22 protein-coding genes and 1 pseudogene are annotated in these 21,974 nt (G+C 30.3%); 3 read left to right on the plus strand and 20 right to left on the minus strand.

Annotated elements, in window-relative coordinates; all coding sequences use genetic code 11:
• Nucleotides 1-5 precede the first annotated feature (5 nt).
• Together ABXG81_RS08625 and ABXG81_RS08630 are read right to left on the minus strand one after the other, a co-directional pair.
• Nucleotides 6-647: a CpXC domain-containing protein gene (locus ABXG81_RS08625; RefSeq protein WP_117520376.1), complete on the minus strand. Its 642-nt coding sequence runs from the start codon at nucleotides 645-647 to the stop codon at nucleotides 6-8.
• A 158-nt stretch (nucleotides 648-805) separates the two neighbouring features.
• Nucleotides 806-1,345 (minus strand): ECF transporter S component, encoded by a 540-nt coding sequence (locus ABXG81_RS08630; protein WP_117520378.1) that lies wholly within the window; start codon nucleotides 1,343-1,345, stop codon nucleotides 806-808.
• 68 nt (nucleotides 1,346-1,413) lie between these two features.
• On the opposite strand from ABXG81_RS08630, the gene ABXG81_RS08635 reads away from it, so the two are divergent.
• Both ABXG81_RS08635 and ABXG81_RS08640 read left to right on the plus strand, forming a co-directional pair.
• Nucleotides 1,414-2,076 (plus strand): hypothetical protein, encoded by a 663-nt coding sequence (locus tag ABXG81_RS08635; RefSeq protein ID WP_209813461.1) that lies wholly within the window; start codon nucleotides 1,414-1,416, stop codon nucleotides 2,074-2,076.
• Between the two features lie 116 nt (nucleotides 2,077-2,192).
• Nucleotides 2,193-3,719, plus strand: coding sequence for a ClC family H(+)/Cl(-) exchange transporter (locus ABXG81_RS08640; RefSeq protein WP_353528788.1), 1,527 nt, complete (start codon nucleotides 2,193-2,195; stop codon nucleotides 3,717-3,719).
• Between the two features lie 66 nt (nucleotides 3,720-3,785).
• On the opposite strand, the gene ABXG81_RS08645 is transcribed toward ABXG81_RS08640, so the two are convergent.
• The 16 genes from ABXG81_RS08645 to ABXG81_RS08720 form a co-directional block, all read right to left on the minus strand.
• The gene (locus tag ABXG81_RS08645; RefSeq protein ID WP_209813464.1) at nucleotides 3,786-4,430 is read right to left on the minus strand and encodes a hypothetical protein; all 645 of its coding nucleotides are present in this window, start codon (nucleotides 4,428-4,430) and stop codon (nucleotides 3,786-3,788) included.
• Between the two features lie 257 nt (nucleotides 4,431-4,687).
• Nucleotides 4,688-6,331 carry a hypothetical protein gene (locus tag ABXG81_RS08650; RefSeq protein ID WP_353528789.1) on the minus strand — a complete coding sequence of 548 codons (1,644 nt, stop codon included), beginning with the start codon at nucleotides 6,329-6,331 and terminating at the stop codon, nucleotides 4,688-4,690.
• Complete coding sequence (locus tag ABXG81_RS08655) at nucleotides 6,324-7,046, minus strand: ABC transporter ATP-binding protein (protein WP_316111795.1); 723 nt, start codon at nucleotides 7,044-7,046, stop codon at nucleotides 6,324-6,326. Before ABXG81_RS08655 ends, ABXG81_RS08650 begins: the two co-directional genes overlap by 8 nt.
• 103 nt (nucleotides 7,047-7,149) lie before the next feature.
• Nucleotides 7,150-7,650: an FUSC family protein gene (locus ABXG81_RS08660; RefSeq protein WP_117520390.1), complete on the minus strand. Its 501-nt coding sequence runs from the start codon at nucleotides 7,648-7,650 to the stop codon at nucleotides 7,150-7,152.
• Nucleotides 7,647-8,471 carry a nucleoside hydrolase gene (locus ABXG81_RS08665; protein WP_353528790.1) on the minus strand — a complete coding sequence of 275 codons (825 nt, stop codon included), beginning with the start codon at nucleotides 8,469-8,471 and terminating at the stop codon, nucleotides 7,647-7,649. Before ABXG81_RS08665 ends, ABXG81_RS08660 begins: the two co-directional genes overlap by 4 nt.
• An 88-nt stretch (nucleotides 8,472-8,559) precedes the next feature.
• Complete coding sequence (gene panB, locus ABXG81_RS08670; RefSeq protein ID WP_209813470.1) at nucleotides 8,560-9,390, minus strand: 3-methyl-2-oxobutanoate hydroxymethyltransferase; 831 nt, start codon at nucleotides 9,388-9,390, stop codon at nucleotides 8,560-8,562.
• A gap of 2 nt (nucleotides 9,391-9,392) precedes the next feature.
• Nucleotides 9,393-10,265 carry a DUF2520 domain-containing protein gene (locus ABXG81_RS08675; protein WP_353528791.1) on the minus strand — a complete coding sequence of 291 codons (873 nt, stop codon included), beginning with the start codon at nucleotides 10,263-10,265 and terminating at the stop codon, nucleotides 9,393-9,395.
• A gap of 144 nt (nucleotides 10,266-10,409) precedes the next feature.
• On the minus strand, nucleotides 10,410-11,489 hold the full coding sequence (locus ABXG81_RS08680) for a sigma-70 family RNA polymerase sigma factor (RefSeq protein ID WP_117520398.1): 1,080 nt from the start codon (nucleotides 11,487-11,489) through the stop codon (nucleotides 10,410-10,412).
• A gap of 30 nt (nucleotides 11,490-11,519) precedes the next feature.
• Complete coding sequence (locus tag ABXG81_RS08685; protein WP_117520400.1) at nucleotides 11,520-12,047, minus strand: NYN domain-containing protein; 528 nt, start codon at nucleotides 12,045-12,047, stop codon at nucleotides 11,520-11,522.
• Nucleotides 12,034-12,738, minus strand: coding sequence for a 23S rRNA (guanosine(2251)-2'-O)-methyltransferase RlmB (gene rlmB / locus ABXG81_RS08690; protein ID WP_353528792.1), 705 nt, complete (start codon nucleotides 12,736-12,738; stop codon nucleotides 12,034-12,036). Before rlmB ends, ABXG81_RS08685 begins: the two co-directional genes overlap by 14 nt.
• Entirely contained in the window at nucleotides 12,738-14,159 is a 1,422-nt protein-coding gene (cysS, locus tag ABXG81_RS08695; RefSeq protein ID WP_353528793.1) for a cysteine--tRNA ligase, read from the minus strand. The genes rlmB and cysS overlap by 1 nt, the downstream gene beginning before the upstream one ends.
• Nucleotides 14,160-15,641 (minus strand): glutamate--tRNA ligase, encoded by a 1,482-nt coding sequence (gene gltX, locus ABXG81_RS08700; protein ID WP_353528794.1) that lies wholly within the window; start codon nucleotides 15,639-15,641, stop codon nucleotides 14,160-14,162.
• A 295-nt stretch (nucleotides 15,642-15,936) separates the two neighbouring features.
• Complete coding sequence (locus tag ABXG81_RS08705) at nucleotides 15,937-16,596, minus strand: formate/nitrite transporter family protein (protein WP_117520408.1); 660 nt, start codon at nucleotides 16,594-16,596, stop codon at nucleotides 15,937-15,939.
• Complete coding sequence (locus ABXG81_RS08710) at nucleotides 16,577-17,881, minus strand: amidohydrolase (RefSeq protein ID WP_353528795.1); 1,305 nt, start codon at nucleotides 17,879-17,881, stop codon at nucleotides 16,577-16,579. The genes ABXG81_RS08705 and ABXG81_RS08710 overlap by 20 nt, the downstream gene beginning before the upstream one ends.
• Complete coding sequence (gene pepF / locus ABXG81_RS08715) at nucleotides 17,881-19,680, minus strand: oligoendopeptidase F (RefSeq protein ID WP_353528796.1); 1,800 nt, start codon at nucleotides 19,678-19,680, stop codon at nucleotides 17,881-17,883. Before pepF ends, ABXG81_RS08710 begins: the two co-directional genes overlap by 1 nt.
• Nucleotides 19,681-20,302: 622 nt before the next feature.
• Nucleotides 20,303-20,536 (minus strand): DUF6442 family protein, encoded by a 234-nt coding sequence (locus tag ABXG81_RS08720; protein WP_117520414.1) that lies wholly within the window; start codon nucleotides 20,534-20,536, stop codon nucleotides 20,303-20,305.
• Nucleotides 20,537-21,019: 483 nt separating this feature from the next.
• Here ABXG81_RS08720 and ABXG81_RS08725 point away from each other — a divergent pair.
• Nucleotides 21,020-21,241: pseudogene (locus ABXG81_RS08725) on the plus strand (transposase); the annotation flags it as partial.
• A 60-nt stretch (nucleotides 21,242-21,301) separates the two neighbouring features.
• Here ABXG81_RS08725 and ABXG81_RS08730 read toward each other — a convergent pair.
• Nucleotides 21,302-21,496 carry a transposase gene (locus tag ABXG81_RS08730; RefSeq protein WP_353528797.1) on the minus strand — a complete coding sequence of 65 codons (195 nt, stop codon included), beginning with the start codon at nucleotides 21,494-21,496 and terminating at the stop codon, nucleotides 21,302-21,304.
• A gap of 4 nt (nucleotides 21,497-21,500) precedes the next feature.
• Nucleotides 21,501-21,701: a transposase gene (locus ABXG81_RS08735; RefSeq protein ID WP_353529253.1), complete on the minus strand. Its 201-nt coding sequence runs from the start codon at nucleotides 21,699-21,701 to the stop codon at nucleotides 21,501-21,503.
• Nucleotides 21,702-21,974 lie beyond the last annotated feature (273 nt).

A 21,974-nucleotide genomic window follows, 5' to 3' on the forward strand; every position in this document is an offset into this window, starting at 1 on the left:
AAAAGTTATTTTATATCTTTTAAAAAATTATAAGCCCAATCTTTATCTACCTTTTCAGCTTTATCTATTTCTAAAAGTTGGGAATATCGATTTAAAAGGTTATCATATACTTCCCTTACAAATCCTAAGGTATATTCATTACCATCTGTTGTAATTATATGGAATTTATCATCTCTTTCTAATCTAAAAGACTCAACATCATCATGCCCTAAGGATAATTCCTCGCTTTCTAAGAGAATGTATTTCATAATCTCAACTGCCTTATCAGAAAGGTAATTTTCAAAAATCACAATTTTTTCACAAACTTCATCAAGGTCTGATGTCATACGCGTCAAATACTTATTTTGCTCATCTTTATGATCCCTATCTAGCAGAGATAAGCTTGACTTAAAAATCATCCTAGCCTTACTATCTACAAACTTAGGATCATTTACTATCATAAATTTAATTTCATCATCTGTATAGGCAAATCTATAATTTAAAATAAATCTATGTCCACAAGATGGACAAAGTAATTCTCCAAATTCCTTATTTAATATCTTCTCCCTATCTTCTGTGGCAGAAAATATAGCTGTATTTAATTCTGTTTCAAAGGAGTGTTTGCATACTGGGCAAGTTACTCCAAATATTTTTTCTCTAGTTTGCATATAAACCTCATTCAAATTCTATAGTATTTATGCCTAACTTTTTGTCAGGCTTTCTAGCAAGTCATTCATCTTTTGAATCTAAGAGCAATCCTCTTATTAAATTTCTTATAATACATAAACTCATCTCTTAAAATAGTTTTTACCCAAATAAGAATCTATTATTCAAATTTGACTGCCTTTAATAAAGGTATAGAAAGTATTGATGCAAATATAACAGAAATAAGGCCATTAGTTAAAGAAACTCCACCTTTTTGAACCATCTCTACCCAAGTAGCGGGTCCAGAAAGATCTAATATAAAATAATCTTTTATAAAAGTCTTTAGTAAATAAAGAATGATATAAGTTATCTGCCCAAGTATAGATGATAGTATAATCCTAGATTTAGAAGTATCATCTTTCTTCTTATATAATATAAGTCCTGCTACAGCCGCCATAGCAAACTTATTTATAAAAGTTGTTGGCGCAGAGGTAAAATAGACTGGATCAAATAAATCAAACATACTTGTCCCAATTCCTGCTGCAAGGCCCCCATAAAGTGGTCCTAAAATAATTCCTGATAATAAACAAAATACATTACCCAAATGAAACCTAGTATTGCCAAAAGGGGTCACAACAGGTATTTGCAAATAATTCGACAAATACGCTAGTGCAGCAAATAATCCAATATAAGCTAATCTTTTTGTTGTTAAATTTTTCATAAGCTCCTCCTCATTAATTTATAGTATATCATATATATTTATAGTAAAGTAATAATAGAGGTGATATAATGAGCGAATTTTTAGGTCCTATACATTATATGATGTATGAAAAGATCAAATTTCAAGATAAAATTACTAATTACTTGCTAGATGGAAATACTAGTGAAGTTGATAGAATAAATAATCCCGTTTCTAATGAACCACTAGAAAGTTTAATTGATCAAGACAATATACATGGATGGCTTGATTCTAGAATAGATGTTGTAGAAAATAGACTACACTATGCCCTTACCCACTCAGAAAATACGAAAGAAAAAATGTATAAACTCGGTGAGGAAAGTGCTAAAGGAAAAGATTTTTCAAATTATAATACAATTTTTTCTGATTTAAATAAATATTTACTTGATGGAATGCCATGTGATAATGGTCTTGCCGCCCAAGTAGATGATAAAAATGACTTGTATTTAATTACTAACAACAATATGCATAGTAAATATGAAAAAGAAACTATAAACCCAGATAATTCTTTAGATAATACTTGCCAAGGTGGCCATGATCATGACCATCACGAAAACTTTGAAGTAAGTAGTGAAAATCCAATCAACCTTAAAAAGGAAAATTCAACTTATCACGATTATAGGTATGAATTCTTAAAAGGATACTTTTCTAATAGTCCCTATGATGTAGAGTTGATAAATGGTATTAATTACAGAATCCATCCCAAAAATTAAGTCAAATAAATTTAGCAAAATAATTTGGCCCGAAAAGTTTGAATTTAATTCAACTTCTTAGGGTCTTTTACTGTTTACATAATTAAGATTGAACAAGGTAACTAAAAGGAAAAAACATGAGAAATGATTTTAACAACAAAGAAAAGCTAATATTTAGAATGTTGACTGACTCGATAATAGTAGGAGTGTTTGCAGGTCTTTTTTCTGTCTTCTACAAGTTTATCATCTCTAAAATGGGGATCTTAAGGCATAACTTATATGATGAATTTAATATAAAATCAATTGCAATTATAATATGCTTAGCCATTATAATTTCATTTATTATATATAACTTATTAAAATGGGCACCACTTTCTGGAGGAAGTGGTATTCCTCAAATACGTGGAGAAATACTAGGTAAATTTCAAATGGACGAATTCCCTACTATAGTTTCAAAAATAGTTGGTGGAGGACTAGGTAATCTAATGGGATTTTCTCTAGGTAGAGAGGGTCCTTCTATACAGATGGGCGGTGCAGCTGCAAAGCTTATAGGTAAAATATTAAAAAGACCTCCTGATGAAATAAAGTATATGATTACTGCAGGAGCTGCAGCAGGTCTTGCAGCAGCTTTCAATGCTCCACTTGCTGGCTGTATTTTTGCAATAGAAGAATTACATAAATCCTATTCTAGATTTGTCTTACTTCCTGCTCTTATAGCATCTATAATAGCAAACTACGTCTCATTTGTAATAATGGGAGTAGATAGCTCATTCTCCTTTACTATGGCAAAATCACTACCCATGAATCTTGTATGGATAGCGATCATAGTAGGACTTTTAACAGGAGTTATTGGTGGTATTTATAACAAACTAATTTCTAAATTTCAAGATTTATTTAAATCTATCAATTCAAATGTATTAAAATATGCTTTCTTGATGATAGTAACTATAGTCATAGGCTTTACTTTTGTTGAAGGAACTGGCGGAGGCCATGAACTTTTAGAAGATATGGCCGCTAATAAATTTTCTGTAAAATATATATTAGCTATACTTCTCATAAAATTAATCTATACTACTTTTTGCTATGGCTCAGGAGTCCAAGGTGGTATATTTTTGCCAGTTCTAGTAATTGGCGGATGCTGTGGAGCACTAATTTTTGCAATGCTTAGTAAAAATATGAGTGTAAATGATTATTATATAAACTTTTTAATTCTAGGCATGAGTGGTATTTTAGCATCAGTTGTTAGAAGTCCAATACTTTCTGTAATATTGGTTTCTGAAATGACCTCTTCATTCAGCCACCTTTTATCATTGTCCCTAGTAGTAATAACTTCTTTTTATGTAGCTGAATCTCTAAAAATCGCACCAATTTATGATACACTTTTTGAAAGACAGCTAAAAGATAGGAATTTATTGGCTACTCATAGAAAAGAACTTGGAGATTATTCGATATTTGAATATACAATAACCGATGGACTAGCCATAGTTGGAATGAGTATAAAAGAGATTAATTTCCCAAAGCATATAATAATACTTTCAATTGAAAGAGATAACCATGAATTTGTACCTAGTGCCTTAGATGTAATTTTAATTGGTGATAAGCTTACTGTATTAGTTAATTCAGAAGATGCTTTTGAAATTGACAGTTTCTTTAAAAGAGAATAAATTTTACTACAAAAAGTAGCTGTTGCAAAGATGAATTATCCTTTCAATATTGCAACAGCCCTAATTTTATTTATAGATTGATAAAACTCTCTCTCCTAAGTCAATTAATTCTTGTGCTTCTTTAGCTAATTGTCTTAAAAAGACTATATTTTTATTAGAAAAATTAGGAGCTTTCTTTAATATGATATCTACTGCACTCAAAGTTAATTTAGCTTCACTTATAGCCTCTCTTAATTCATTAAGATCTTCATTTGTCACTTTCTTTTTGACATCTTTTTCTTCATCAATAGGTGTAGATATTAATTCGTGACTAGAATCATATTTAGGAGTTTCTTTTTCTATAGTTGAATGAGTACTATTATTAGTATTAGATGAACTAGATCCGCTAGCTCCCCAATAATTTTCTCCTACTTGTCCATCCTTATTTTTATCTATCATAAAGGGATAAATCCAGTCTACACCGCGTTTAATTGGTAAAGAAAATTTTCCTGATTCAAGTACTTCTTCAATAGTAAGAACTTTATTGTTATCAGTATTCATTCTATCTAGTTCTTCTCTTTGCAAATCAGTTAAGTTAATATATGCTTGTCTAGTTTTGTTTGAATAATAGAATGGTGAATTAGTGTTAATAGCTGCAAATGATTGACCTACATTTAAAATAGAAAATGAAATAACAAGACCAGCTGCAACGATTTTTTTAGAATTTTTCATAATTTCTCCTTTATAGATACATAATATTATATATATTTTATCAAATTTTAAAGACTTAGCAAAATTTAACTATGAAAGAGCCTGTTGCAGAATGAATAAAACGTCTCAAAATCATTAGAAGAATCTCTACGAAAATTTTGCCTTCACGAGCTGACAGGCTAAAATTGGCCCACCAGCCATGGGAAGTGAAATTTCCTAAGAGAACCTTCTAATAACGGGACTATAATTATTCATAGTCTTGCAACGGCTCCTTTTATCTACACGTCATAAAAACCATCTTCATAAGCTTTAATGGCTAAATGCCTAAATGGAATAATTGTCGCAAAAATTATAATTAGATCTATAGAAGATGCCAAAATATAATATCTTCTACCGCTTTCATTAATTATAAATATATATAAGAGGATTATAATTGCAACATAGATAAGTCCTGCAAAGTAAAATATAACTCCTTGTATGCCACCTTTGCTAAGTTCCTCAGGTTTTGTCCAATTAGTTTTTATATTTTTGCTTCCTATATAAAGTCCTATATTTGTGGCCAAAATTATCGCTAACTCTTGACCTACAAAGAAAGCTAAAGCTCCTATAATTTCAGTCTTTAGTGCAATAGTAGCAATGGTACTTAAGATTAAACTAAACATACTAGAAGCTATAAAGCTAGTTAAAAATCTAGCCTTGTAATGACTCTTTGGATTTATAGGTAGTGTTTGAAATAAGTAAAAACTGCTATGTTCACGTGATAAATCATTAGCTGCAAAACCAGAGTTAATCCAGATTAAAACACCTAGACCATACCCTGCTAAAAACATCCAAAATCTAAATGTGTTCAAATCAGGTCCATTTCCAACATCACTTACAATATCTTTTCCAATATTAAAGGACATGACACCAAATATAATTATCATCATTATAGCTTGTGAAATAAATGCTATATTAGAAAACAAATTTTTTATATCCCTTTTAAATATAGTCTTAACTTGAGAACTTCTTTTAAAGTCCATATTATCTACTTCTTTTTTAGAAGATTTACTAAACTTTTTATCCTCTAAAGCATCATAATATAAATTATTTGCCAGCTTATAAAGTATAAATACTAAAACAGCAGAAATTGCAAATAGTATAAGAGTGTATATGATTTTATTTATAATATTACCGCTAAGGCTCAGTCCATAAAGTTTGGAGTTAAAAAATACATTGGAAATACCTGACAATGTCCCAATAACAGAATTAAAAACTTGACCATTACTTTCCATTGACGATGAATTATCTTTATTAAAAGAAAAATAGTATAGCATTCCAACTATAAAAAATAAAATTATATATCCAATATTTTTAAATAGTTTCCTATGCCTACCTACATTAGTAAATCTCATAATTACTAGTATAAGACCAGTTAAAATCGCATATGGAATCATTATCAAACTTACAAAATTAATAATTCCAAAAATTAAAATCTCTAAATCAAATCCTTTAAAATAAAAGTAAACAGCTATACTTATAATAAATAATACATAAAAATCTACAAATGAAAATACCGATCCAAATAGTTTGCCAATAAAAAGTTCTCCTTGACCTATGGGCAATGTCTTATAAAGATTTGTATCCTTAATAGAAAAAAATGTAGATAACATTTTTGGCAGATAAAAAATCAATACTGTTAAAGTTAATGCTATGCCAAATAATGTGAAATACATAAGGTCTCCATTTTCTTGGTTTAAATAAACCTTTCCAATGACATGAGAAAACATAATCGTAAAATATATAAATACAAGATAGGTGAAAGCTAAATATAGAATTCTTAATGGATAAGAATTTGGAAGATTTGTCGCCTTTTTATTTGGATAATAAGGAAAAAACTGCTCTAAAAATGTATATTTACTAATAGTTTTTATATTATTCATCAGTAAGCTCCAAAAATATAGCTTCTAAGTTTTCTTTATGAGAAGCTTGAGATTTTATTTCATCAAAAGTACCTATAGCAATAATCTTACCCTTATTTATAATAGCTATCCTATCACAAAGTTCTTGAGCTACGCTCATAACGTGAGTTGAGAAAAATATAGATTTACCAGCTGATGCTCTTTCTCTTAAGATTTGCTTTAGATTATAAGAACTTTTAGCATCTAGACCTACCATAGGTTCATCTAATATTAGAACTTCTGGATCATTAATAAGTCCACCTATTAAGGCAAGTCTTTGAGCCATACCATGAGAATAAGTTTCTATTTGATCACCCATAGCCATTCTTATGTCAAAGTATTCTAAATAATAGTCCAATCTTTCCTTACGAGTTTTTTCATCAATTCCATAAATATCAGATAAAAAATTTATATACTCATAGCCTGTGTAATTTTCGAATAATTCTGGATTATCTGGTATGTAAGAAAATTGACTTTTATAAGCCGTTTGGCCTTCATCAAGACTTAATCCATTCATTTTTATAGATCCACTTGTAGGCTTATTTATACCCACTATGGCCTTTATAGTACTTGATTTACCAGCACCATTTGGACCGAGAAAACCAAAAATTTCTCCATCTCTTACATCAAATGAAATATCATCAACTGCAACTTTATTATTACTATAGGTCTTGCTAAAATTTCTAACTTCAATCATAAAAAACCCCCTTTTCAAGGGAGTATATCATAAAAGAATTTTACATAAAACTATCAAATAAGAATATTTTATATATTTTTATTATATTTTATATTTATTTATGCTAATTAGATTTATATTTTTCTATAAAGTCAAAATCTACTCCATTTACAATTATCGCAGAAATAACACCAATCATCGTATCAAGTGTCCTACTAAAGGCAAAAACAAAAGCTAAATTACCTTCATTCCCGTGATTTATAGTAATAGATAAAAATACAATAGCCATAATAGAAATAGCCTTAGGTTTACCAGCCATAGCCATAATCCAAATTATTATACTGGCTAATAAACTAATTAAAATTAATTCTAATGTTGGTGGTAGAGTGTGGGCTGGTATCAAAAAAAGATAAACTGTACCACACACACCACCTAATATCGTTCCTATTATCCTATTCTTACCTATATCTCTAGACCCCTCTACGTCAGATTTTAAACATATTATAGCTGCAATAGCACTATAAAAAGGCAGACCTTCTCCTGGTCTAAAATGTGATATAAGCATGGCTAATGTTACAGCTATAAATGTTTTAATTATTCTAAGACCAGGTCTTCTTACTTTCATAATAAATTACCTAGAATGAAATCATAAAATGCTTCTTCATTTACCTTATTGGCTAAATAGTTGTTCTTTCGGCTTGAAACACGCTTTAAGGCTCCTTTTTCTTCATCGCTATCTACCTTAAATCCAGACTCTTCAAATATAAATGCTTCTGGAGCTTGAGTTAGATATAAAAGTAGGGGAGCTTTTAAGAATCTTTTTTCTTCAGGAACTTTGATAAATTCATCTAATATTGTCTCCAAATCTCTATCTGTATTTCTTAATTTTTCAATCATATCATCTGTCAAAACAACTGATCTACTAAGTTCATCAGGGATGATAAATATATCTATACCCGTATTTAAGACTTTATCTATAGCCTTATAATCAGATCTAAAGTTCTCACTAACTTCTGCACCAAAGCTTCCACCCAATATAAAAATATGAGAAATATAATCTTCTAACCCATCTGCTTCATCTAAAGCCTTAGCTATATTTGTAAGAGGCCCTGTTGTTAGTATATCAAGCTTCCCACAATCATCTGCCTTATCAATTATACTTTCAAAAGCTGGCATATTTTCTATATAATCATCACTTGTTGTTAAAATATCTCTGTCTTCATAGGAAAGATCTAAGTCATCCCCTTTGGATACAGATAAATATAGGCCCTCATTTGCACTTAGAGCAACTATATTATCTGCAGCTTTTTTAGGGCTCATTGTTCCTGAGCTAGTAGAGATACCTACCAGTTCAAAATCAAAAGAATTAAATGCCATTTTTATCATTAAAGCTTCATCAAGCCCAAAATTTGTATCTATAAAAATAAATGGTTTTTCGTAATCCATAATACCTCACTTTTTTTTACTATACTAAGGCTATAAATTTTTACCATATTGTGGGCCTAACTGAATCAATTTATAACATAATTATCATTTATATAATTTGATTAAGTACATCTTCTTTTATTTTAAAACTGTGATCATCTGTTGGAAAAATACCTTCTTTTACTTCTTTATCATATTGATTGAATGCCTCTACTATATCTTCCCCTATATTAGCGAAGTGCTTTACGAATTTTGGTGTAAAGTCATCGTACATTCCAAGCATATCTTGATAAACTAAAACTTGTCCATCACATCCATCACCTGCACCTATCCCTATAGTTGGTATACTGAGCATTTTGCTTATCTTAGTTGCCAATCCTTTTGGTACACATTCTAAAACTACAGCAAAGGCCCCTGCTTCTTCTACTGCATTAGCATCTGCAATCAATTTTTTAGCAGTTTCTATATCCTTACCTTGAACCTTAAACCCACCTAGAGAGTTGATAGATTGAGGAGTCAATCCTATATGAGCACATACTGGTATCTTGGCATCTACAATAGCTTTTATTATTTCTTTTACTTCTGTTCCACCCTCTAGTTTTACACAATTTGCTCTACCTTCACTCATAAGCCTACCCGCATTTTCTACAGCTTTTGCAATATCTGTATTGGTATATGACATAAATGGCATATCACAAATAACCATAGTATCCTTTACTCCACGAGCTACAGCCTTACTATGATGAATCATATCTTCCACTGTTACACTAAGGGTATCCTCAAGTCCAAGCATGGTCATCCCTAAACTATCACCTACTAGGATTGAATTTATATTAGACTTTTCTACTAGCTTAGCTGTTGTATAGTCATAAGCAGTTATCATAGTTAATTTTTCGCCATCTTCTTTTGCTTTTTTAAAAGTCAATGCAGTATTTTTCAATTTTAATTTTCTCCTTTTTCTTTTTCTAATTTAGAACTTAAATCATTATAATTTCTATTTGGATTTTTTTCTTTTGCTATTTCAATCAATAATAAACTTATATCAAGATAAACTTCTTTCTCTATATAGATATCATTTTCTTTAAGATATTCTATGTGAGAACTGATAGTATTTATATCAGCTCTTTCTATAGGTCCTGTAAGTGAATTAACTACTCCTTTAGCAAAAATATTATCCATATTTTTTTTAGCCAAGCTCTCTAAGGCTTCTAATGATTCTTTATCTGTAAATCCATAAGATTTTAATATTTTCTCAGCCATATAAGAAAGGCCTACTACCATATTGCTTATACACACAGTAGATAAATGATAGCCACTTTTATCTTTTGTAGTTATTATTTTATAAGGATTACCCAGTCTATCAAGGTTTTTAGTAAATATCTCTAGAGCCTTCTTATCACCTTCTAATGTAAAAAAGGATCCATCTAAATCCTTATAAGAATTTTCTTTACTAGAAAATGCAAGCATAGGATGCATAGAAATAGGGTGAAAATCCAACTTATTTCTTGAAAATATCTGAGAATTTAGACTCCCACTACAGTGACAAATAATCTTACCTGCTATATTATATTTTTTTAAATCTTCCCATACATTTAGAATCTGATCATCTGTAGTGGTTATAAAAATAATATTACAGTTATCAACTAATTCCTTTAAATTTTTAAAAGACTTAGTATTGGTTAGTCCTGCGCTATAGTCTGCACTTTTTTTACTTTTGCTATAATATCCCTCAAGACTTATATGATTGTTATCAAAAAAATAAAGTCCTAAAGAAGTACCAACCTTCCCAGCGCCTATGATTGCCGCTTTATACATATAACCCCTCCTTTCCTTTTATATTAAATAAGTAAAATTATATTTAAAAACCTATTTACTTATTATAGTAACATAAATTTCAAAATATTGATATAAATTTATCATACTTACAAATAAAAAAAGATGCGATTAATCTCGCACCTTCTAGTTCTCTGCATCTGAATATTCTTTTAATTTACCTAAGGCTTGGTTTTCTATTTGTCTTATTCTTTCACGGGATAAGTCATAAATAGATCCTATTTCCTCTAGGGTTTTTGGTTTTTCGTTATCTAAACCGTATCGATAAATTATTATCTGTCTTTCCCTTTCAGTAAGCTGATCTAAAGCTTTCATTAAAAAATTTTCCATATCACGCTCTAGTATCAACATATCTACAGGAGTTGATTCATCTCCTACCATATCCATAAGCTCATCACCTGTTGAATCTTCACTATCTAAGTTGATATTTAAAGATGTGGAATTTACTTGGTTACGATTTATTAAAAATAGATCATCAGCTTGCTTTTTATCTATACCTTCTTTTTCTAAGATTTTATAGATTTCTTCATCACTTGCTTCTGGATTAGCTTTTAATATTTGTTTTAGTTTGTTAAGTTTTAAATATTTACCAGCCGGTATTCTTATAGTGTGGCCTTCCTTATTTATAGCTTTCCTTATGGCCTTATCAATCCATTTATAGGCATAAGTTGTAAACTTATAACCTAAAGATAGGTCAAATTTTTCCGCTGCTCTTATCATACCTAACATTCCAGATTGAACTAGGTCTTCTAAGTCTAAATCATTACCATGAGATCTATAAAAGTATGATGCTCGACTTCTTACTAAGCCTTGGTTTTTTTCTACTAACGCTGCTAGGGCATTTTGGTTACCTTCTTGAAATTTTTCTACTATTTCTTCATTGGTAAGATCAGACATTTTCATCATGTCTTTGCGAGTAATAGGAGATATGGCGGTAGATTCACTTCTTTTAGGTGTATCATCTTCCTCCTCTTCATCCTCCTCTATATCTTCTATTTCATCAATGTCATCATCTACATCATCTTTTATTTCTTCTTCATAGTTTTCATCATCTTCTTCATCAATGAACTCTACCAGTTCATCTCTCTCTTCATCGGATAATTCTTCAATGACAATAGCTATTTCTTCTTCACTCATATCTGATGAATTAAAATAACTTCTTAGTCTATCAACTACCCTTTCATCTTTTAAATTTATTTTATCCATAGTTCACCCTTGTTTTTTGAATTTATTTTACTAATCTTTATCCAAGTCATCTTTGATTTGGTCTATTTTATCAATCATTTCTTTTGATAGGGGAAATGATTTAAAATTCCTATTAAAGTCCTTTTTGCGTGTTCGATTGATTTTTCTTTGGTTATTATATATATCTGCTCTAAGCTCATTTGCTGTTACTCTACTAGCTCCCTTGCTTGTAACTAGGACTTGAATCTGTCCATCATCTGTTACTACCTTTAGGTTATGCTTATGGCTTATTTTTAATATTTGCTTTTCTATATAAGTATCTGCTGTTTGAAATCTCTTGGTATAGACTATCTTAATGCCATATTTTTCTATTATGGTTTCTTTTGGTCTATCTAAATTATAAGCATCAAATACTATTATAATTTCTTCTCCACTTAGGGATTTATATTCAGCCATCTCATCTATAAGCTTATCTCTAGCTGCCTCCAGTGAGGATTTTGATATTTCTAATAGATTGGACCACGCATTTATTACATTATAACCATCAACTATGGTTATATTTTTTCTACTGGAAGTCATTTTGTCTTAGAACCTCATACATACAGGTAGCTGCTGCTACTGATGCATTTAACGAATTAACTTTACCTAGCATTGGAATTTTTATAAGTTCATCACAATTATCTCGAACTAATCTACTTATACCATCGCCCTCGTTACCTACAACTATGGCCACCCTACCAGTAAGATTTGTAGCTGATAGACTATTTTTTGCTTCTCCTGCTAAACCATAAACCCAAAATCCATCTTTTTTTATAGTTTCTATAGTTTGATTGAGATTAGTCACCATAAAAATTTTTATATTGTTGATAGCTCCAGCACTTGTTTTATATACTGTTGGATTTACCTTTGCTGACCTATGTTCTGGGATGATTACTCCATCAAAACCAAAACTTTCAGCAGATCTTATTATAGCTCCAAGATTATGAGGATCTTCGATTTTATCTAAAAGTATTAATCTCTTAGCTTCCTTTAAATCTTCTAAACTAGCATATTTAAAAGAATTAACCTCAATCATAACTCCTTGGTGATTGCCATTATAGTTTTCAAAAAAATTTTTATCTACAAATTCAATTTTAACATTTTTTTTATTAAGTTTATCTATAATTTTTTTTACTATAGGAGTTTTTTGATCTATTATATAAGCTTTGTGAATTTTCTGTCCATTATCTATAGTTTCTAATACTGGTTTTCTTCCATAAATCTTATCCATTAGATAAGCTCCCATTTCACACCATCACGTGTGTCCTTTATAGCAACTCCCATTTCTTTAAGTTCATCTCGAATTTGATCAGCCTTATCATAATCTTTATTTTTCTTAGCCTGATTTCTTTGCTCAATTAGATCTTCTATCTTTGATTCATCTATAGTATCATTTGATTTTTTACGATTTTCTATTCCTAAAACATTCTCTAATTCTACTAATTCATCTAAAACAGCTTTTATTAGTTCCTTAGAATTTTTTAAGCTAATCTTTGTATTGGCAAATTTAACTAAATCAAAGACTACTGTTATGGCATCTGCTGTATTTAGGTCATCATCCATAACTTCTATAAATCTATCACGAAAACTATCTAATTGATCGACTAAAGCTTTTTCATCCTCTTTAATTTGACTGTTAATCGCATTTTCTAGTAATTCCTCTAGTCTAAACACTGAATTATTTATCCTATCTAAAGAATTGCTAGCTCCCTTAATGATTTCTCTAGTAAAGTTGATTGGTTGTCGGTAATTAGTAGTAAGTAACCAAAATCTAATTACCATTAAGTCGTACTCTTTTTTGATATCATGAAGAGTAAAGAAGTTTCCTAAAGACTTACTCATCTTTGTACCATCTACTTGGATCATTCCATTGTGCATCCAATAATTAGCAAAAGTCTTTTCATTAAGTGTTTCAGATTGAGCTATTTCATTTTCATGGTGTGGGAACTCTAGATCTTCTCCACCAGCGTGGATATCAATAGTTTCACCTAAAATATTTTTACTCATAGTAGAGCATTCTATATGCCAACCTGGACGTCCCTTGCCCCAGGGAGAATCCCAAGAAATTTCACCTTCTTTTTTTGTCTTTTTCCAAAGAGCAAAATCTACTGGACTTTCTTTTTTGCTAGAATCTGCGCTTTCAAGTCTATTACTTGCTCCATGAACTAAATCAGCTACATTTTTACCTGACAATTTTCCATAATCATTAGCCTTAGAAACTCTAAAATAAACGTCTCCATCTACAACATATGCTGCATCTTTTTCAATAAGACCTTCTACAAATTTTATAATCTCATCCATAAGTTCTGTAGCTCTTGGATGAATAGTTGATTTTTCATCTAAGTTTAGATCTGATGCATCTTCCATAAAAGCCTTAATGTATTTATCTGTGACCTCTTTTGTAGTAATGCCTTCTGCTATAGACTTATTGATTATCTTATCATCTACATCTGTGAAGTTTACAACATAGGTCACATCATAGCCTCTAAATTTGGCATACCTTTTGAATGTGTCAAATACTACAAGAGGCCTTGCATTTCCTATGTGCATATAATCATAAACAGTAGGCCCACAGACATACATCCTTATTTTATTTTCTTCAATTGGAATAAATTCTTCTGTCTTTCTTGTGAGCGTGTTATGAATTTTCATTTAAAAATTTTCCTTTACGTAATTAAGTCTTTGTGCTATTTTCTCTTTACCCATTAATACCATAACAGATGATAAGTCTGGGCCGTGTACTGATCCTGTGATTGCCGCTCTAACTGGGAACCAAAGATTTTTGCCTTTGATACCTGTTTCTTTTTGTATAACCTTCATAATAGAGCCAGCAAATTCTTCATCTATTTCATCTATTTTATCTAACTTTTCTAGATATGAATCGATAAGTTTCTTAGTATCCTCTTCTTTTAAAACTTCTTTAGCTTCATCTTGCCAATCTACTTTATTATCATCTAAATAATAATTTTTAGAGAGTTTAGGTGCATCTGAGAACTTATCAATTGCTGATTGCCATGTATTTGCTAATAGTAGTAAGTTATGGTCTGAATAATCTTCATCAATTAGGCCAGATTCTACCATGTATGGCTTTATTTCTTTTGCTAAATCTTCTGGGCTCATTTCACGTACATAGTGTCCATTTACCCAATCTAGTTTTCTCTTATCAAATACAGCACCAGTTTTATTTACTCTATCAAAGTCAAATTGTCGAGCTAATTCTTTTATAGTAAAGATTTCTTCTTCACTATCTGGTGACCATCCTAAAAGTGCTAGGAAATTGATCAAACCTTCTGGTGTATATCCTTCTTCTATGAAGTCTTCTACCATCCCATCACCATTTCTCTTTGAATATTTCTTATGATCTTCATTAAGAACGGTTGGTAGGTGGATATATTCTGGAGTATCCCATCCAAAAGCTTCATATAAATACACATGTTTTGGAGTTGATGATATCCATTCATCTCCACGTACTACATGGGTGATTTTCATCAAGTGATCATCTACCACTACTGCAAAGTGGTATGTTGGATATCCATCTCTTTTTATAAGAACTTGATCATCCATATCATTTGTATTAAATGTAATTTTACCCTTAATTCTATCTTCAAATGAGATATCACGATCTTTTGGTAGTTTTAGTCTAACTGTGTATTCTTCACCATTTGCTACTCTTTGTTTAGCTTCTTCAAGTGGAATAGAACGGCAAAGTCCATCATATCTTGGTGTTAGTCCATCAGCTTTTTGCCTATCACGAACTTTATCAATTCTTTCTTGAGAGCAGAAGCAATAATAAGCCTTATCTTCTTCTATAAGTTTTTCGATATATTTATTGTAAATACCTGCTTCAACCCTCTCAGATTGAATATATGGGCCGTATTCTCCTTTTTGGATAACTTCACCATTGCTATCAAGCATTACACCTTCATCTATTTCTACTCCAGACCATTCTAGAGCCTTTAATAAATTTTCAAGTGCTCCTTCTACAAATCTAGTCCTATCAGTATCTTCTATTCTAAGAACCATAGCTCCATCTGTATGACGTGCATATAAATAATTAAATAATGCAGTTCTAAGTCCACCAATGTGTAAATAACCAGTTGGTGATGGAGCAAATCTTACTCTAACATCGCTCATAGTAACTCCTTTTAAATTAATTCTAATATACTTAATTTCATTATAATATATATTTAAACTACTTAGCAATATATTTGCTAATAAGATGATGAAAGGGAGTGCAAAACACTCCCTCCACAATTAACTTATTTAATTATAACATTGCTTACTCTAAAAATCAACTTTGTCAAGGATTTCTATTGTAAGATTTAACTTAACTTATTTTTACCCATTTAAAGCTGTAATATTATCTATAATAAAGATCTAATTCTTTAAAGTTTTTCATGTGATTTTTGTCTCTTTTAGCTATTCAATATTATCCTTTCAGCCTAAAATTATCATCATAAAGCAAGGCTACTGTAGGGATTACTAAGCCTCCTATTATATTTCCAAATAATACCACTAAAAATACAAGTATAGTCTGTTTGTTAAACTCCCCTGCTAGGAAAAAATAAAAGCTATCAGCTATACTATGTTCAAAACTCGATAATACAAAGGTCATTATTGAAATAAATATAGCTAAATACTTGCCAACCTGATAAGGATTATACTTAAACTGATGGGTCGCGTTGGTCACAAACATATTACAAAATATAGATAAGACAAACATAGATCCTAGGGAGTCTGAAAGCTTTACAGCTGTTCGTTCTTGAGCTTTCAAAACTAGATCTGGTCCTATTCTAGTAAACTTTATAAGATTTGCTACTAGAAAGGTTCCCAAAAGATTAGCTATTAATACTACAAACAGTCTTTTACTATAAGATATTTTCTCATTATAAAAAAAGTAACCAATCATACCGGTGAAAAGGTTATATTTAAGACTTAAAATTATAAATAAGGCACCAGCAAATAAAAATGCTCCTAGATAAGGATTTTCTGTAGAAAGAAGAACTATTCCACCAAATCCAACAATAATTCCCGCCATAAGGGCAAGGATAAAATCTTTATATTTATCACTACCTTGTAATTGTTTCATAAATATCCTCAATTTCTTCATCAGATCTATCTTCTTCTATAAAGAAGTCTCTTAATCTATTTTTATAAGGCCTATCCGCAAGCTCTATGTCAGAATTTAAGAAATCTACAACGAATCTTGCAGTAGCAGCAGTGCCATGTATAAGTGCTTTTTCATCCAAATCAAATTTTGGACTATGAAGAGCTGCTCCGCTTCCTTTTTCTTCATTATTTATTCCAAGCATAATATATAAGCTTGGCCACTGATAAGAATAAGTTGCAAAAGTATCTGATCCCATAGATGGACTAGCTTCTTTTACGAAATCTTCTCCTAGTTCATCAGTCATAGAAGTAAGAGCAAGAGCCGATAGATTTAGGTCATTTATTATTGGGAAACGAGGTTTGGTATAAGTATCAAAAATCACTTTACAATTATTAGCCTTGGACTTATTAATTATTAGAGATTTAAAATCTTCATAAAATTTATAACCGACTTTTTCCCTATCAAAAAATCTCATACTACCTCTAAATCTTAATTTCTCAGGTATTTGGTTATATTTATTTCCCATTTGTACTACCCCTATGGAATAGGTCATAGGATCAAATGGTGAAAAGTTATTCATTCTAAGAGACTTAAGTCCACTATAAATATCTACAAAGCAATCTAATGGATTATTGGCTTCATAGGGACGAGAACCATGTCCACTATTTCCTTTAATAGTTATGTCAAAAGCCAAAGAACCTGCATTGATCCCCCCAGCTCCTATAGCCATTACTCCAGACTTATAGTCTGGAGAGACATGGATAGCATAGCAAGCATCTATATTTATATTTTTACTATCAAGGTAAGCAAGAAGGTACTTATAACCCTTACCACTCTCTTCTCCTCTTTCAAAGCATAATATTACACTTCCAGCAAAATCATCCTTTACTTCATTTAATATCCTAGCAGCCGTCAAAAGTATAGAGGTATGACCATCGTGTCCACAAGCATGCATTACTCCTTCATTTTTACTTTTAACAATGCGTGGCTTGCTTAGGTTATTATCTGGCTCATCAAAGGGAAGAGCATCAAGATCTGCCCTTAAAAGTATAGTCTTAGGATTATTATTATTTTTATTTCCATCTATAAATCCTAATATTCCTCCCTTGTTGACTATATCGTAAGATACTCCCATTTGACCTAACTTTTGACAAACAAGTTTTACAGTTTCTTCTTCTTTGCCCGCTAGCTCTGGGATTTTATGCATTTTTCTTCTAATATCTACAGTGTAATCAAAAAGCTCATTAGCTTTTTCTAAAAACATTATTTATACATTCCTAACTTTTGGCAAAGTTCGTCTATTTGATCTACCAATGATCCTATAAAGGCAACCGTTTCTGATATAGCTTTTGTATTTGTCATGTCAACACCAGCAGCTTTTGCCAAATCAATTGGACCTACTGATCCACCTAACTTAAGTACATCTATCCAAGTATCAACATCTTTTTTACTTCCATTTACAATCTTATCAGAAATAACTGTTCCTATTGTCAATCCCGCTTGATATGTGTATGGATATAGTCCCATATAATAATGAGGTTGACGCATCCATGTTAATTCTGATCCATCTACCAATTTTACAGAATCTCCCCAGAATTCTTCTAATTTTTTTGTGAAGATTTGATTTAAATCATCAGCACTTAGACTCTCGCCAGCTTCTACTTTTCTATAAACCTCTCTTTGGAAAGCAGCTTCTATAAAATGAGTTACAAAGTTATGGTAGTAAGTCTTAGAAATCATTGTAGCAAGTACCCAAAGCTTCTCGCGATCATCACTCGCTTTATTTAATAAAAATCTTTCCATGGTGATTTCATTTGCTGTTGATGGAGCTTCTACAAAATACATACTCATATCATTAGTTAAAGCATTTTGATTACTATTTGAATAATAATATTGTCCAGCATGCCCTAATTCATGGGCTAAGGTCATTACTTGGCTCATCTTGTTATTATAAGTTGTCATAATAAATGGATGTGATCCATAAGGGCCAGACGCAAAGGCTCCTGTACGCTTACCAATATTTTGAGCATAGTCAATCCATCTTTCATCAAAGGCACGATTTAGAACTTGCCCGTACTCTTCCCCAAGATTTGAAAGACCCTCAATAATATATTCGCGAGCACCATCAATTGTTACTTCTGGTTCATATTCTGGATCTATAGCAAGTTTTAAATCAGCATAGGTCATCTCATCTAGACCATAAACTCCCTTAATTATCCCAGCGTATTTTCTCATATGAGGTGCAAGCTCTTCCATAATTGTATCTATATGATTCTCATAAATTTCTTTGTCTACATCTTGTCGTGAAAGTAGGTAATCAAATACTGTATCATAACCCCTAATATCCGATATTCTTTTTTCATTTTCTACGTGAGTTGTATAGACAGAAGCATCTGAGTTTTGATATTTTCTTAAAACATCGTGGTATCTTTTAAAAGCTTCACGACGTAAGTCATCACGAGGATCAGCTTCCAAAAACTCTTCAAAAGTATTATGATTTAATACAATTTCTTCACCATCATATTCAAAATCTTCAAAGTCCATATCTGCATAGCGAATATCACTATATGATTTATACGGCGCATCAAATGTTGGAATTAGATTTGCTAAGACCTTTTCTGTTTCGTCAGATAGTAAATATTTAGAATTATCAATTACCCTATCAATATAATACTTATATTCTGGATAACTTGTCTTTGTTTCTTCTAGTAAGCTTTTATCAGTTTTTGCAAGCATTGATTCAAAAAAGCTTAGATTCGCATCGATCTTACTCATTTCATTTGCAAAATTTGCAAATCTCTTCATTACGCTTGAATTTGAAGTATCAACTTCTGTAGTAATACTTGCAAAAGTTGAAAGTCTATCAGTTAATGCAGCAATCTCTGAATAAGCTTCTAAAGCTTCATAAATTTGATCAGATGAATTACACTCTTTGTATTTTTTTACAAAAATATCTGACATTTTTTTCAAATCTTCAATGCCATCTAAAAAAACCTCATCACTTTCAAAAAGTTCTTCTATGGCCCATGTTTCATTTATATCAACTTCATTGCGTTTTTTCATGATTACCTCCCTTTGTAATATTATTTATACATTCATTTGTATTTTATTTTACCCCAAAAGCCTAGTAAAACGATAATGATATATTTTGACATACATTTAATAAAGAAAGATAAAACAATACCTTATATCAGAAATTAAGATAATAATTATATACTAAAAATTGTATCTATGTGTAATTGATTTATCAAATTAGGTTAATATGCATAAAGAATGCATATAATAAAAAGGTCCTTTAAGTTTAATCTAAGAGTAAGGATAGTTTCTAGATTTTATTATATTCGGAAGGTATAAAAACTTTAGTAATTTCTAAAGTACCATTAGCACTATTGAATTACAACTTAATTTACAGTAAGACTTAAGATAAGATAGATGATGCAATTTAAATCCTAGTTAGGATGGATAATAAAATGAAATGTCTAGGATATCAAACTCCATATGATTTGTTTATGCACGAACTTAGTTTGATTTAGGTGTCCGCGATATTAATTGCAATTCATCAAGCTAAGAATCATAAATAATTAAGATATGATTCCTCATAATATACACGTATATTAAGCTTGAAAATACTAATCTAATTTCTTACTTACAGTTCACTTTATTACCGTAATTTTATTTTATATTTTCATATAAACTGAACTATCAAAAAGATTATAACTCCTACTGTCGCTATAGGTATAAACAAATGAATTTTTTTATTTGTCTCTACATATCTATCCCACTCTTCTACTGCTTGATTCGTAAATAAAATTCCCATTAAGATAACATGAGTAGATCTTGTTATATCAACCTTTTTTATTAATAATATAATGTATAAAACAAAAGCTATAGCAACTATTAACCTCCGAGCCTTCCTCATATTTTCACTCCTTTCATGGTGACATACTATACAATGATCTTATCATGTATAATATCATGATTAATATATTAAAACAAATATAATGATTATATATAAAAATTTTAATAACTTTAAATTCTTTAGCTATTATTAATTATATATTTTAAATAATATCTTAATTATCTGTTTATTATAGATGCTGTTATTCACATAATTACCATGTGAAAAACACAAAATTTTATTAACGAATATAACTACAATTAAATTACCAAAACTATTTTAACTAAAGTGTTTAATAAATTTATGGGAAAAATTAGTATCTAGTTAATAAAGTCTACCAGAGAGATCTATAAAATAAGTCATACACAAATTCCTATTATGAATGATATTTATCACTAAAATAGACCTGCTAGTACTTAGGTTACTTAAAAGCATTGGATAGGATACATATATAAGACAAATAAAAACTGAACATGTTATACTAGTATTAATAACAATGGGAGGATAAATTTAACCAAGCATTACGAAGAAAATTTCAAAAAACAAATAGTTAATATATATAGCCAAGGAAACCATTCATTAAGAGATCTCAGCAAAGAATATGGAATGTCAACATTAACCATTAATGGTTGGGTTAATAGATATAATAACACCAAATCCTTTGATATAGACGATAACAGAAGCGAAGAAGAAAAAGAATTAATAAAACTTAGAAAAGAAGTAAAACAGCTTGAAATTGATAATTGTGATAAGATTTGATCCCAGTCGCGTATTCTGCTCGTCCATTTACTTTGAGGCATCTACCATTGCTAGATACAAACTTTTTTGTAGAGAATAGTCACTTGGAAATATGGTCTTGTTTTTAGTAACTTTTCTTAGTTGTCTATTGAAGTTTTCCATGGCATTTGTAGTATATACTAGTTTTCTTATCCCTTCTGGATATTTGAAATATGTGGATAGTTCTGTCCAGTTATTTTCCAAGAGCTTACAAACATCGGATATTTTTTATCCCATTTTTCTTCAAAGATGCCTTTGTTAGAGCTAATTCTTCTGTTGATGCTTTGTATACTGCTTTTAAGTCTTTCATTAATTCTTTTATATCTTTGTAGGATACATATTTTGTTGAATTCCTTATTTGATGGATTATGCATTTTTGAATTTCTGCTTTTGTATATACTGCTTCTATGGCTTGGCTAAATCCAGGTAAGTAGACCTTGGTATATCAACCTTTTTTATTAATAGTATAATATACAAAACAGAAGCTACAGCAACTATTAATCTCCAAGCTTTCTTCATACTAGTCCTCCTTTACTTAAATATAGTGTATTTTGAGTATTATATCTAATCAAAAGGTTAAAAAATCAATCATTTTAAATAATACTCTTACTTCCCCATCTATCTACATATTTTAAGAACTCAACGTTATTGCCTTTATAATTTTTCTTATTTATATAGTATA

It is taken from the genome of Anaerococcus nagyae (assembly GCF_040364225.1).
Lineage (GTDB): Bacteria > Bacillota > Clostridia > Tissierellales > Peptoniphilaceae > Anaerococcus > Anaerococcus nagyae.

Bases quoted from the DNA above. Each gene is read 5' to 3' on its own strand.
- ABXG81_RS08660 (WP_117520390.1), bottom strand. From the start codon at position 7,650: ATGAAAGTAAGAAGACCTGGTCTTAGAATAATTAAAACATTTATAGCT.
- ABXG81_RS08640 (WP_353528788.1), top strand. From the start codon at position 2,193: ATGAGAAATGATTTTAACAACAAAGAAAAGCTAATATTTAGAATGTTG.
- ABXG81_RS08680 (WP_117520398.1), bottom strand. From the start codon at position 11,489: ATGGATAAAATAAATTTAAAAGATGAAAGGGTAGTTGATAGACTAAGA.
- ABXG81_RS08650 (WP_353528789.1), bottom strand. From the start codon at position 6,331: ATGAATAATATAAAAACTATTAGTAAATATACATTTTTAGAGCAGTTT.
- ABXG81_RS08720 (WP_117520414.1), bottom strand. From the start codon at position 20,536: ATGAGGAAGGCTCGGAGGTTAATAGTTGCTATAGCTTTTGTTTTATAC.
- gltX (WP_353528794.1), bottom strand. From the start codon at position 15,641: ATGAGCGATGTTAGAGTAAGATTTGCTCCATCACCAACTGGTTATTTA.
- pepF (WP_353528796.1), bottom strand. From the start codon at position 19,680: ATGAAAAAACGCAATGAAGTTGATATAAATGAAACATGGGCCATAGAA.
- ABXG81_RS08675 (WP_353528791.1), bottom strand. From the start codon at position 10,265: ATGTATAAAGCGGCAATCATAGGCGCTGGGAAGGTTGGTACTTCTTTA.
- ABXG81_RS08710 (WP_353528795.1), bottom strand. From the start codon at position 17,881: ATGTTTTTAGAAAAAGCTAATGAGCTTTTTGATTACACTGTAGATATT.
- ABXG81_RS08630 (WP_117520378.1), bottom strand. From the start codon at position 1,345: ATGAAAAATTTAACAACAAAAAGATTAGCTTATATTGGATTATTTGCT.
- ABXG81_RS08705 (WP_117520408.1), bottom strand. From the start codon at position 16,596: ATGAAACAATTACAAGGTAGTGATAAATATAAAGATTTTATCCTTGCC.
- ABXG81_RS08685 (WP_117520400.1), bottom strand. From the start codon at position 12,047: ATGACTTCCAGTAGAAAAAATATAACCATAGTTGATGGTTATAATGTA.
- ABXG81_RS08645 (WP_209813464.1), bottom strand. From the start codon at position 4,430: ATGAAAAATTCTAAAAAAATCGTTGCAGCTGGTCTTGTTATTTCATTT.
- ABXG81_RS08665 (WP_353528790.1), bottom strand. From the start codon at position 8,471: ATGGATTACGAAAAACCATTTATTTTTATAGATACAAATTTTGGGCTT.
- ABXG81_RS08635 (WP_209813461.1), top strand. From the start codon at position 1,414: ATGAGCGAATTTTTAGGTCCTATACATTATATGATGTATGAAAAGATC.
- ABXG81_RS08625 (WP_117520376.1), bottom strand. From the start codon at position 647: ATGCAAACTAGAGAAAAAATATTTGGAGTAACTTGCCCAGTATGCAAA.
- cysS (WP_353528793.1), bottom strand. From the start codon at position 14,159: ATGAAAATTCATAACACGCTCACAAGAAAGACAGAAGAATTTATTCCA.
- rlmB (WP_353528792.1), bottom strand. From the start codon at position 12,738: ATGGATAAGATTTATGGAAGAAAACCAGTATTAGAAACTATAGATAAT.
- ABXG81_RS08655 (WP_316111795.1), bottom strand. From the start codon at position 7,046: ATGATTGAAGTTAGAAATTTTAGCAAGACCTATAGTAATAATAAAGTT.